The 12,842-nt window shown below is 41.7% G+C and carries 11 protein-coding genes and 1 pseudogene; 4 read left to right on the top strand and 8 right to left on the bottom strand.

Annotation, left to right across the window (positions count from 1 at the left end):
* Positions 1 to 260: 260 nt before the first annotated feature.
* A pseudogene (locus MN200_RS09545) lies at positions 261 to 2,321 on the top strand (choline transporter).
* Between the two features lie 12 nt (positions 2,322 to 2,333).
* Entirely contained in the window at positions 2,334 to 2,948 is a 615-nt protein-coding gene (locus MN200_RS09540; RefSeq protein WP_004981851.1) for a MarC family protein, read from the top strand.
* A 54-nt stretch (positions 2,949 to 3,002) separates the two neighbouring features.
* Here the strand turns inward: MN200_RS09540 and MN200_RS09535 are convergent, their stop codons facing one another.
* The 8 genes from MN200_RS09535 to MN200_RS09500 form a co-directional block, all read right to left on the bottom strand.
* Positions 3,003 to 3,305, bottom strand: a complete 303-nt coding sequence (locus MN200_RS09535) for a cyd operon YbgE family protein (protein WP_004696655.1) — start codon at positions 3,303 to 3,305, stop codon at positions 3,003 to 3,005.
* 3 nt (positions 3,306 to 3,308) lie between these two features.
* Complete coding sequence (gene cydX / locus MN200_RS09530; RefSeq protein WP_002120988.1) at positions 3,309 to 3,410, bottom strand: cytochrome bd-I oxidase subunit CydX; 102 nt, start codon at positions 3,408 to 3,410, stop codon at positions 3,309 to 3,311.
* Positions 3,411 to 3,434: 24 nt separating this feature from the next.
* Positions 3,435 to 4,580: a cytochrome d ubiquinol oxidase subunit II gene (cydB, locus tag MN200_RS09525; RefSeq protein WP_004696656.1), complete on the bottom strand. Its 1,146-nt coding sequence runs from the start codon at positions 4,578 to 4,580 to the stop codon at positions 3,435 to 3,437.
* Positions 4,577 to 6,157 (bottom strand): cytochrome ubiquinol oxidase subunit I, encoded by a 1,581-nt coding sequence (locus tag MN200_RS09520; RefSeq protein WP_004696658.1) that lies wholly within the window; start codon positions 6,155 to 6,157, stop codon positions 4,577 to 4,579. Before MN200_RS09520 ends, cydB begins: the two co-directional genes overlap by 4 nt.
* Positions 6,157 to 6,348 (bottom strand): cytochrome oxidase putative small subunit CydP, encoded by a 192-nt coding sequence (gene cydP, locus MN200_RS09515; protein ID WP_004696660.1) that lies wholly within the window; start codon positions 6,346 to 6,348, stop codon positions 6,157 to 6,159. Before cydP ends, MN200_RS09520 begins: the two co-directional genes overlap by 1 nt.
* A gap of 826 nt (positions 6,349 to 7,174) precedes the next feature.
* Positions 7,175 to 7,792: an OB-fold-containig protein gene (locus MN200_RS09510; RefSeq protein ID WP_010326962.1), complete on the bottom strand. Its 618-nt coding sequence runs from the start codon at positions 7,790 to 7,792 to the stop codon at positions 7,175 to 7,177.
* Positions 7,793 to 7,810: 18 nt separating this feature from the next.
* Positions 7,811 to 8,122 (bottom strand): Rieske (2Fe-2S) protein, encoded by a 312-nt coding sequence (locus MN200_RS09505; RefSeq protein WP_010326961.1) that lies wholly within the window; start codon positions 8,120 to 8,122, stop codon positions 7,811 to 7,813.
* 14 nt (positions 8,123 to 8,136) lie between these two features.
* A complete protein-coding gene (locus MN200_RS09500) occupies positions 8,137 to 9,141 on the bottom strand; it encodes an adenosine kinase (RefSeq protein WP_058869799.1) in 1,005 nt (334 codons plus the stop codon).
* 139 nt (positions 9,142 to 9,280) lie between these two features.
* Here MN200_RS09500 and MN200_RS09495 point away from each other — a divergent pair, with 139 nt between their 5' ends.
* Positions 9,281 to 9,730 (top strand): GNAT family N-acetyltransferase, encoded by a 450-nt coding sequence (locus MN200_RS09495; protein ID WP_058869792.1) that lies wholly within the window; start codon positions 9,281 to 9,283, stop codon positions 9,728 to 9,730.
* A gap of 159 nt (positions 9,731 to 9,889) precedes the next feature.
* Positions 9,890 to 12,829, top strand: coding sequence for an insulinase family protein (locus MN200_RS09490; protein ID WP_058869791.1), 2,940 nt, complete (start codon positions 9,890 to 9,892; stop codon positions 12,827 to 12,829).
* Positions 12,830 to 12,842 lie beyond the last annotated feature (13 nt).

Raw genomic sequence — 12,842 nt, 5'->3', positions numbered from 1 at the left:
GAGAAAACTTTTATAGTCATTTTGAAGGGAGACATGTGTAAGATTTCTATCAAAATATCGATGAACAAGGGTGGCTTACATTTTAAAACTGTGTAGCAAATGCACCGCATAAATGATTTAAACCTTCAGGTTTAAAGAAGATAGCGTTTTTATTTCTGATAAAAATACTGTCGTTTTCGTTAGTCGATTTTTAAGCTCTCGACCACGAGAAGTTTAAAAATTGGCTTTTGTCTTTTTTTATTTACTTTCTTGAGGATTGTATGGCGACAGATAATCCAAGAGCAGTTGATGATCAAACATTAGCGCCTAAAGACCGTTTAAATGGTGTGGTCTTTTACATTTCAGCTCTCATTATTTTAATTTTTTCTATTACCACCATTTTGTTTAATGACTTTGCTAATCGGACCTTAAATACAGTCTTGGCGTGGGTGAGTTCAACTTTTAGTTGGTATTACTTACTCGCAGCGACTTTGTATATGGTCTTTGTCATTTTTATTGCCTGTTCTCGCTACGGCAACATCAAATTAGGCCCCAAACATTCCAAGCCAGAATTTAGCCTTTTAAGTTGGTCTGCAATGCTGTTCTCAGCTGGGATTGGCATCGATTTGATGTTCTTCTCGGTGGCGGAACCATTATCCCATTATATGCATCCCCCTGTGGGTGAGGGGCAGACCCTAGAAGCTGCACGTCAAGGCATGGTGTGGACGCTGTTTCACTATGGTCTAACTGGATGGTGTATGTATGCCTTGATTGGCATGGCATTGGGATATTTTAGTTATCGCTATAACTTACCACTGACTATTCGCTCTGCTTTATATCCGATCTTTGGGAATAAGATTCATGGGCCGATTGGTCATAGTGTTGATACCGCAGCGGTCATCGGGACTATCTTTGGTATTGCTACAACCTGCGGGATTGGGGTGGTACAGCTGAACTACGGCTTACATGTGCTGTTCGATTTACCCGAAAACCTCTGGATGCAAACCGCATTAATTGTGGTTGCGGTGGTAATGACCATTATTTCAGTGACTTCAGGGGTGAATAAGGGACTGCGTGTTCTTTCCGAGATCAATATTTATGTCTCTGTCGGGTTGATGCTGTTTATTTTGTTTTTGGGCAATACCGAATTTCTATTGAATGCCTTTGTGCAAAATATTGGGGACTACATTAACCGTTTTCCAAGTATGACTTTGGAAAGTTTTGCCTTTCAACAACCGAAAGAATGGATGAACAGTTGGACTTTGTTCTTTTGGGCATGGTGGGTGGCTTGGTCACCCTTCGTAGGTTTGTTTTTAGCACGGATTTCACGTGGTCGAACCATTCGTGAGTTTGTCAGTGGGACCCTTATTATTCCTTTGTTTTTCACACTTACGTGGTTATCAATATTTGGAAATAGTGCACTACATAGTGTGATTTTTGATGGTAATTTGGCCCTCGCACAGAGTGTCATTGCCAACCCAGCACATGGTTTTTATGACTTGCTGGCACAGTATCCATGGTTTCCGTTTATTGCAGGTGTAGCCACAATTACGGGCTTACTGTTTTATGTGACCTCGGCGGACTCTGGTGCACTGGTGTTGGGTAATTTCACCACTCAATTTACCAATGTCGATCATGATGCACCGCGATGGTTGAGTGTATTCTGGGCCATAGCGATTGGTTTATTGACCCTTGCAATGTTGATGGCTAACGGGATTACGGCACTACAAAATGCCACGATTATTATGGGGTTGCCGTTTAGTTTTGTGATGTTCTTGGTGATGGCAGGTTTGTATAAATCACTGCGTTTAGAAGACTATCGACAAGCCAGTAGCAGTTTAAATGCTGCACCTGTGGTGGGCAATGTCGACATCCTCAACTGGAAAAAACGTTTGTCCCGAGTCATGCACCATCCAGGAACAACTGATACTCGGCGTATGCTCGATGACATTTGCCGACCTGCGGTAATGGCGGTTGCCGAGGAAATGTAAAAACGTGGTATCGACATCAGTGTTCAAGAGAGTGCATTAGAAGAAGACCCAAATCTGTATCATTTAGATTTGATGATACATTTGGAAGAAGAACAAAACTTTGTCTATCAAATTTGGCCAGTACGTTATATCGCGCCGACCTTTAGTGAGCGTGGCAAACTAGGTAAACGCTTCTACTACCGTCTTGAAACTTATTTGTATGAAGGTTCTCAAGGCAACGACCTTGTTGGTTATACCAAAGAGCAAGTGATTAATGATGTGCTGGATCGTTATGAGCGTCACATGACCTTCTTACATATCAATCGAATCAGTCCAGGGAATCGTCCCTTATTTCCAGACCCTCAAGGATAATTAGGAGGAACCATGTTGACCTCATATTTACATGCTTTTGCTTTGTTTTTCTCATTGCTGAATCCGTTTTTAATGAGTATTTACATGATTGGCATGATTCGGAACTCCGAAGCTAAAGTGTTTAATAAGGCCTTGATTCAGGGCTGTCTCATTGCCTTTATAGTATTTATGCTGTTTGCATGGGGTGGAGAAGCGATTTTTAGTAAATATTTAAATGTACGCTTTGAAGCCTTCCAAATATTTGGTGGCCTGATCTTCTTGGTGATTGGTTATCGTTACGTGTTTCAGGGGGCAGATACCATTGGTGAAATGCGTGGTGCGCCTGAGCATTTGGCAGGAACCATTGCGATGCCTTTTATGATTGGTCCAGGAACCATCAGTGCCGCTGTGGTGACAGGTATGGCATTGCCAATCAGCGGCGCAGCTATGATTATTTTCCTGACTTTGGCGTTGACCTGTGGCTTGATGATTTTAATGAAATTTGCACATGATCATTTACGCTATAAGCATGCCAAATATATTGACCGTTATGTTGATATTGTCGGGCGACTGTCTGCCTTACTGATTGGGACTATTGCGGTAGATATGATTATTAATGGCATTATTGGTGTCATGGCTGAAATGTAGAATTCACGAATAGCGGACCATAAAAAAGCCCTCAGTCAATGAGGGCTTTTTTATTTAACTGAAGAACCAAGTGTAATAACCCCAGATCATCAGTGGCCACGATAGAAACGGGCTAAACAGCCATTTCCAAATCCAGTGGCGTGGCACGAAGCCAACGCCGTGGATAAAGCCGCCTGAGATACCAATCATGATATACATCAGCGCACTGTGGCTATAGTGACCATTGTCATCCAACATAGCAGCAGGATGCACTAACAACACCGCTGCAAGTGGAAAGGCCAATAGGCAGGAAATTAGCATCGCAAATTTGTTCGGCTTTTTATCTACAGTTTGGTTTTCCATAGCAACGTCTGTCATGGTTTATTCCTCATCAAGGTCTTGATGATGTTCGATATACAAAGCACTGAGTACACCTGCAAAGCAAGCCATCAAAATGCCGAGAATCCATGCAAAATACCACATAATTTCATCTCCTTAGACACAGCCTTAGTAAAGGCTGTGTGAATTCTCTTTAATGTGTGTGTTGGTAATAACACCCCACATTTTGTAGTAACACCAAGTGGTATAGCACAAAATGAGTGGGACAAAGATACATGCCGCAACGGTCATTACAGTTAACGTCGTTTTACTTGAAACTGCATCCCACATGGTCAAGCTTGCAACAGGTTGAATACTTGACGGCATTAAGAATGGGAACAGCGCAAAACCAGCAGTTAAAATTGCCCCCACGACTGCTAGACTTGAACCCAAGAAGCTAAAGCCTGCTTTGTTTTTGCTTGCTGCAAGCACCACAATTAAACCACCTAAGATACCTGCGATAGGCGCAATCATAGTAATTGGGTAAGTCGAGTAGTTGTTCATCCAGCCATGGTTGGCATTGGTCAACACTTCTTTTGCCAATGGGTTAGCAACACCGTTGGTGTCAAATGGAGTGACTAAGGTATAACCTTCGATTCCACCAAAGTACAACCAAGCACCAGCACCTAAGAAACAGATGAGATAAACAATGCCCATAAGTTTCGTTGCTTGTGCTGAGCGTCTACGTAAGTCACCATCGGTACGAAGCATGAGCCATGCACCGCCGTGTGCACACAGCATTGATAAACTAACTAGACCGCAGACTAAAGCAAATGGGTTAAGCAGGGCGAAGAAGCTCCCTGTATAAGTTGAGCGGACGGTATCATCTAAACTAAATGGCACGCCTAAGAACATGTTCCCAAAAGCCACACCGAAGACCAGTGCAGGCACAGCACCACCGACTGCTAAACCCCAGTCCCATGACGTACGCCATTTGGTATTTTGCAGTTTAGAGCGGTAGTCAAAACCTACAGGTCGTAAGAATAGGGCAAACAGTACCAACAGTAGCGCCCAATACATGCCTGAGAATGCTGTTGCATAAACCATTGGCCATGCGGCAAACAATGCACCGCCAGCAGTAATGAACCAAACTTGGTTACCGTCCCAGTGCGGAGCAATGGTATTGATGGCCGCACGGCGTTCTTCATCTGTTTTGCCCACAAATGGCATGATCGCCATAGAGCCCATATCGAAGCCATCGGTGAGGGCAAAGCCAATCAGCAAGACGCCGACTAAAACCCACCAAATGATTTTGAGTAATTCATATTCGATCATGCTTGAGTCTCCTCATTACGAGCTGCTTCAAGTTTTTCAAAATGGTATTTACCAGTGTGAAGCGAACTTGGACCAAGACGTGAGAATTTGATCATTAAATACATTTCAATAATCAAAAGAACGGTATAGAACGCAGCTAAGGCAGCGATAGAACCCCATACATCACCTGTGCTTAAGCTTGATGCTGACAAGTGTGTAGGTAGAACTTCACCAATCGTCCACGGTTGACGACCTACTTCAGCAACATACCAACCTGTTTGTGCAGCAATCCATGGCAGAGGTAGAGCGAATAGTGCGAACTTCAGTAACCATGGTTTGTTTTCTGCATTGCGTTTTGCCACAGCAAAGGTTGCTAGAGCAAATAACAACAGCATAAGGAAACCAGATACAACCATGGCACGGAATGCCCAGAATAAGCTTGGTACGTGCGGAATCGTGTCTTTTGCAGCAGATTTAATTTGATCTTCAGATGCATCAACTACATTTGGTGTATATTTTTTCAGCAGTAAGCCATAGCCCAAGTCTTTTTGAGTTTCAGCAAAGGCAGCTTTTAGCTCTGGAGAAGTATCACCCGCGCGTAGTTTTTCCAGTTGTGAGTAAGCCACCATACCGTTACGAATACGATCTTCGTGTTGTACGATCAAATCTTTAATGCCAGTCACTTCTTTGTCTAAAGAACGTGTTGCAATAAGACCCATCACATATGGAATTTTCACTGCATAATCTGTAGTCATGGTTTCTTTATTTGGAATACCAAACAAAGTAAAGGGTGCAGGTGCAGGGTGAGTATCCCATTCTGCTTCAATGGCTGCGAGTTTAGTTTTTTGAACATCACCCAGTTCATAACCTGACTCATCGCCCAGTAAAATCACTGAAAGTGTTGAAGCTAAACCAAAAATTGCGGCAATCGCAAATGAACGACGCGCAAAAGGAATATCGCGTTTTTTCAGTAAGTAGTAGCTTGAAATAGCAAGGACGAAAATAGCGCCTGTCACATAACCCGCAGACACGGTATGTACAAATTTTACCTGCGCAACTGGGTTAAAAATGAGAGCACCAAAATCTACCAGTTCCATACGCATGGTTTCATAGTTAAATACAGAACCGACAGGGTTTTGCATCCAACCATTTGCAACCAGAATCCATAAGGCAGACATATTAGAACCGAGTGCAACTAGCCATGTTACACACAAGTGCTGCACTTTGGATAAGCGATCCCATCCAAAGAAGAACAGACCGATGAATGTCGATTCTAAGAAGAATGCCATTAATCCTTCAATGGCTAATGGAGCACCGAAAATATCCCCCACATAGTGTGAGTAATATGCCCAGTTAGTCCCGAACTGGAACTCCATGGTTAAGCCAGTAGTGACCCCTAAAGCGAAGTTAATACCGAAGAGTTTCCCCCAAAACTTGGTCATGTCTTTATAAATTTCTTTACCTGAAATCACATAGGTGGTTTCCATAATGGCAAGAATAAAGGCAAGCCCCAGTGTAAGTGGAACAAAAATAAAGTGATACATCGCGGTCATAGCGAACTGGAACCGCGAAAGATCGACCACGCTTTCAGATATCATCAACGTGTCTCCTTGATTGGGGATGGATTGCCAGCAATACGCTCAGCAACTTGATTGTCAAAATTTTTAGGAATCGTTGGGGCGTCAAACCAGATGTTCTTAATAACCATTAAAATAATCACCTTAATGATTAAAATGGCCACAATCTCTCTGGTGACTTTTTGATTGAGATTTTTGGGGACTAAGCTCATTTCACAAAGCCTATTTTTTAACTTGCTTTATATTATTAAACAAAAACATACAAAAGATAAATAGTCTTTAAACTTAAATAAAAAATATATTATTAAGTTGTTTAAATACATATACTTAAAATAATGGTGTGATGAAAAATAAACTAATATTTTTGTATTTTAAAGTTGACCAAATTACTTATGTTTATATTTAAATACCTGACTAAAATACTTGTATATATTTATTTTAAATCCGACTAAAACGCTTATATTTAACGTTCATCGTTATTTTATTGATAATTCTTCTTAAGATAATAAAAGTGATAGGGCTTTTAAATGATGGATTTTAACGGTTATGAATCATGGATGATTTGATCTGTCGCATACATCACAAGGAAATTAGGAATTGAAAATGGCTTTGTTGCACAAAGATTTCATAACTATATGATTTTAAAAGTTTTGATTATTTTTTGATCTAAAATTAAATTTATTTAAATCAGATGCTTACATATTTATGCAACAAAGCCATTGAAAATCGAATTAATATTTAAAAAGTCTTTTATTGTGTCATATAAGCTTGAAGGCAGAGGCGGAGAGTAAAATTCTCATCCTGATCTTATTTTGCGCAAATATTTTTAAATTGTAGAAAGCTGGATTGTGAATGAAAGATTACTTTAAAAAGATTGAGCAAGAAGATGACGCAAGGGTTCGATTTAAACAGCGCGTTGTGAGGCGTTTGTTGGAGGCTGACACTATCAATATCTTGGTAGGGTATAGGCCATGGCAAAGGATAAACTTGCTCATAAAGACGTACAGCGTTGAAATGGGATCAGATGGGGGTGCTTGTTTAGCGCGTACTTTCGCCGCTAAAAAGTTGATTGGATTTTGAAATTTTCTTTGCAATGTAATGCGACTTTTTTAGACGAATGAGAATAATTTGTGACTGAAACTCAAGCTCACCAAACTCAGGTTCAACTTGCACATAGTGGAGTTGACCATATTCATCGCGAACGCGTGCTTGAGCCGAAAAACCAGGACGTGCATTCCCGCTGGAGATGGTCGCCAGACGACCCAGTAAGTTGGTTTGTTTTTTATCTGGTCTGGGTTTAATAACTTGATCCAAACAGTGGATCATAAAAACGGTAAAGAAAATTGCAATAATCAGTGCGGGCAAAATCAGATAGTAAGCCGAAGTAAACGCTTGTTCTTTGGCATAGATACAGAACTGAAGGAAATAACCTGCAACACTAAAATTAAGTAAGAGAAAAACCACAATCAGCACTTTAGAAAACTTAACGTCCAGCAGTGGAGATTCAGTCAGTTTTTGTGGTGATAGCCTTTTGAGGAAATGACTGGGGCGGGATTTAAAAAAGTAGCCTAAGGTTTCCACCATGCTGAGTATGACTAAAGTCAATAAGCTGAAATGAAAGAGCATCAAATCAGGGTGATGTAGCAACTCATACATGGTGAACGTCCAATTTCATTATTCTTCTGTGAGATAAATCCCACCGTCAGAATGCACGGTAATCGCTACTTTTTCAAGTGCTTCGCCTTGGCATGGGCCAGAAATGCATTCACCTGTTTCCACCATAAACAGCGCACCATGGGTCGAACATTCAATAAATTCTTGGTCGCGGTCTAAAAACTGGTTTTCCAAAAATTCAAGTTCAACTTGCAAATGCGGGCAAATGTTTTGGTAAGCAAAGAAGGCACCGTCACGTTGGGTGATAAAAATCGTATCCCCTTTAGGTGTTTCAAAAGAACGCGCTTCGCGTTCTGGGATGTCTTCCGTCATGCAAATTTTTTGCATCATGCACATTCCTTTTGCAGTTGTTGGAACAATTCAGCGTAATCTGCCACAGCCAAACGAGGGCCGAACTGTGACACCACTTCACTTGAAATCAAAATTGCAAGTTGCGCAGCTGTATGTAAGCCTAAGCCCGCATTCACTGCATAAAGGAAGGCACCAGCAAAGGCATCACCTGCGCCATTGGCATCAATAGCGTGTACTTTACGACCCGCGACATTAAATGTTTCCTGTGTATTTGAAATAAGTGCGCCTTCAGCTGAAAGAGTAATCACCACATGCTGGCTCAGTGTTTTAAGTTTTGCTAAAGCCGCGTCAACTGTTTCGGTTTCGGTGTACATCATGGCTTCTTGCTGGTTACAGAACAATAAGTCCACACCATCCGCTATCATTTCATCTAGACCATGACGCGCGTATTGCACCATCGCAGGGTCAGATAGGGTTAATGCAATTTTAACGCCATGAGCTTTGGCAATTTCACGCGCTTGTTTAACCGCTAAACGTGCGCTATCGCTGGTTGAAAGATAACCTTCGATATAGAGCCATTTCGCTGTTTTTAAGGGTTCAAAGTCAATCTGTTGTTCAGTTAACTCGGCCGTGATCCCCAAATAGGTATGCATAGTCCGTTCAGAGTCTTCGCTGACTAGAACCATACACGTGCCTGTTAGGCCTTCACTGATTGATTTTTCAGTGTTTTTAATGCCTGCTTCGTGCAAACCGTTGAGGTAAGTTTGTCCTAGCTCATCATTACCCACGCGGCATGCGTAAAATGCTGAACCACCCAAGGCACTAAAGGCAACGGTGGTGTTGGCTGCTGAACCACCTGAAGCCTGACCTTTATAGCTTTGTGTTTCTTTTAATTTTTTATAAAGATCTGCTTGTGTTTCACCATCAGTTAACTGCATAGTGCCTTTTTGCAAATGTTGTTGAATAAGGAAGTCGTCAGAGACTTTAAATTCTTGGTCGATTAGTGCATTACCAATTGCAAAAAGATCAACAGTTGCCATGTCTTTTTTCGTCACGTATTGAAAATAAAGCGACATTTTACACTAATGCTCAAGATTGCTGTAGTTTGTTGAGGAAAATTCATTTTATTTACGTGGCAAATGTAGTGAAATGGCTTTGCTCATATTCAAGGAAGTTTAGATGGAAATTTTAATTCAAGCGGCAGAACAATTACCTCCTCAAATACAAGCTTTGGCACAACATGCAGCAAAAGAAGGATATGAACCGTTGACCCGCTTGATCGAAGAATATCAAAGTGGAAAAAATCGTTTTGATCAAAAGGGTGAAGTGTTGTTATTGGCCTACGATCAAGACCAATTGATTGCCTGCGGCGGTTTAAATCAGCAATGGGGTGAAAATGAAATCGAGGCGCGTATTGGGCGCGTACGCCGTTTTTATGTACATCCTAAATACCGTAAGAGCGGTGTGGGTCGTCAGTTGTTGGCGCATCTAGAAAAATGTGCGCGTCCAAACTTTTCTGCACTGTGTTTAAATACCGCGGATTTGTCCGCAGCCAGTTTTTATCAAAAGCAAAACTATGTTTTTGTGGAAAATCACCCGAACTATAATTATTTTAAATATCTCATCTAGTTTTACTTTCTGAGAACACTTCCCTCAAAAAGACTGAAATTTGGAAAGCAGCGAGATGCTTTTCAAATTTCCAGCAAATTACTCGGGTTTTCAGCGTGAAATCTTTTGACAACTACAGCTATAATGCAGGCAGTGTATTAATTATTGTTAGGAGATCACATGACTGTAGATGTCACTGAAACCATTTCTCAAACTGTACATCCTGCGTTTCAGTTGGTACGTCAACACCATGTTGAAGCTTTAGACATTTTAGTGTCTGAATATAAACATAAAGTCACTGGGGCAGTGCATTATCACTTGGCCACCAATCATGATGAAAATGTATTCTTGGTTGCATTTCGCACCCAACCTATGGATTCAAAAGGCGAAGCGCATATTTTAGAGCACACAGCACTGTGTGGTTCTGAAAAATTCCCTGTTCGTGATCCGTTCTTTTTAATGATTCGTCGTTCATTAAACACGTTCATGAATGCTTTTACCGCGGCGGACTGGACAGCGTATCCATTTGCGACTCAGAATAAGAAAGACTTTCAAAATTTACTTGAAGTGTATTTAGATGCGGCTTTTGCAGCCAATTTGAATCCGCTGGATTTTGCCCAAGAAGGGATCCGCATTGAGCTTGAAAACGGTGAGCCTGTTTATAAAGGGGTGGTTTTCAACGAAATGAAAGGGGCAATGAGTTCGCCTTCAGACCAGTTGTATCATCAGTTAGCGCATCACTTATTCCCTGAAACCACTTATCACTACAACTCAGGTGGCGACCCTAAAGATATTCCGGACTTAACTTATCCTGAGTTGGTGGATTTCTACAAGTCACATTATCACCCAAGTAACGCAGTTTTCATGACCTTTGGTAATGAGCCTGCTTACAATCTACAAGAGCAGTTTGAAACTTTAGCCTTGGCGAAGTTTTCAAAAGGTGAAACGCTTTTTTCTAAAGAAGAGCGACGCCTGACTGCGCCGCTGGAAGTGACTGAAACCTATGCGGTAGATGCAGAAGATTTAAAAGACAAAACTTATCACATTATTTCGTGGTTATTGCCTAAAGCCAGTGAGATAAAACTACGCCTAGGTATGCGTCTTGTCGAAGGTGTATTGTTAGAAGATTCGGCTTCTCCGTTACGTCATTACCTTGAGACCTGTGGTTATGCACAGTCTACTGGCCCGATTATGGGAGTAGATGATTCAAATTATGAAATGACATTCTACTGTGGCGTACAGGGTTCAAACCCTGAACATACAGCTGAGTTTAAAGCAGGTGTGTTTAAGGTTTTAGAAGACGTCGCTTCAAAACCTGTTGATCAAAACATGGTCGATGCGATTTTACATCAAATTGAATTGCACCAACGTGAAATCAATGGCGATGGTATGCCTTATGGTCTAAGCCTGATTTTAAATGGTTTGGGCAGTGCGATTCACCACAGCGACCCAGTCACTGTATGGGATGTGGACTCAGCCATTGCTGCGGTAAAAGAAGAACTGAAAGATCCAATGTGGTTGTCAAACTTAATCAAAACCTATTTGATTGATAACCCGCACCGTGTACAAATGACTTTGGTGCCTGATGCCAATAAATCTGCAGTGGAAGCGGCGGCAGAAAAAGCACGTTTAGCCGAAATTGGTGCACAGCTAACAGGAGCTGAAAAAGCAGAAATTGAAGCACAAACTGAAGCACTTAAAGTCCGTCAAGATACCCCAGATGACCTTAACCTTCTGCCAAAAGTGGGTTTGGAAGATGTGCCTGCTGAACTGCAAATCGTACAAGGGCAGTTGCGTGAGATTATCTCAAATCGTATCGATTATCCGTTAAATCTTTATCATGCAGGTACGAACGGCATTTACTACAATCAAGTGCTGATCCAAATTCCGCAAGATGTAGTGCAGTCGCCTTACTTTAACTTGCTGTCCATTTTGATGGGTGAAGTTGGTGCAGGTCAATATGACTATCTAGAACTACAACAACTGCAAACTGCGGTGAGTGGTGGTTTAGGTATGGGTGCCTCTTTACGTTCTCAAGTAAATGACAAAAATCAAATCAGTGCATGGTTAACGCTGACCACAAAATCGTTGGTGAGTAATTTTGACAGTATCGCTTTGTTGAAACTGGCATTTGAACAACTGCGTTTTGACGAAAAAGATCGAATTGTTGAGTTATTGCAACAACGTAAAACGCGTTGGGCATCTCGTCTGTCAGGTTCAGGACACAGTTATGCCATGCAAATTGCAGGACGTAACCACAGTGCTTTGGCAAAACGTGATTATCACAACACAGGCTTGGGTGCATTAAACTGGTTAGGCGATTTAGTCAGCCGTATTGAAAAAGATGCAGCAGCTTATGATGATTTGATCAATGAATTAAAAGCGATTCATTTGAAACTTTTACAAGCACCAAAACAGTTCTTACTGGTTTGTGAAGAACATCAGTCAGACCGTTTGGTTGAAGAAGTTCAAAATGTGTGGGACAAGTTAGCCATTCCTGAGCAAACTGTGAGTTTGAAAACGGCTGAGCAGATCGATACCGATGCAGATGAGGCGTGGTTAATTCAAGCCAATGTTCAATTCTGTTCATCGGCTTATCAAGCCGTTGAGGTGTCACATCCAGATGCTGCACCGCTAATGGTACTGGCAGCGTACTTGCGTAATGGTTTCTTACACAGTGCGATTCGTGAAAAAGGTGGGGCTTATGGTGGTGGCGCAAGCTATGACGGCAATGCATGTTCATTCCGCTTCTATAGCTATCGTGACCCGCGTTTGGCTGAAACCTTCAATGACTTTGAAGCCAGTGTGCAATGGTTGCTCAATACTGAGCAAAAGCCTCATCAGCTTGAAGAAGCAATTTTAGGTTTGATTGCGGGTATGGACAAACCAGGTTCACCAGCGGGTGAAGCGATTACGGCATGTTATGCACTTTTACATGCACGTACACCAGCCTTCCGTAAGCAGTTACGTAGCCGTCTTTTGGCTGTGAGTTTAGAGGACTTGCAACGTGTGGCGGTACAATACTTGCTTGAACAAAAACCAACGAAAGCCGTGGTTGCACCTATGGCGAAGCGTGATACTTTAATTGAGTTAGGTTTTAGTATTCAACAAGTTCAGTAAAACAATAAGAGGG

This window comes from Acinetobacter sp. LUNF3, assembly GCF_022699605.1.
Classification (GTDB): domain Bacteria; phylum Pseudomonadota; class Gammaproteobacteria; order Pseudomonadales; family Moraxellaceae; genus Acinetobacter; species Acinetobacter johnsonii.
Note: the sequence above shows the minus strand (reverse complement) of the source record. Positions and strands in the feature narration are given on the sequence as shown.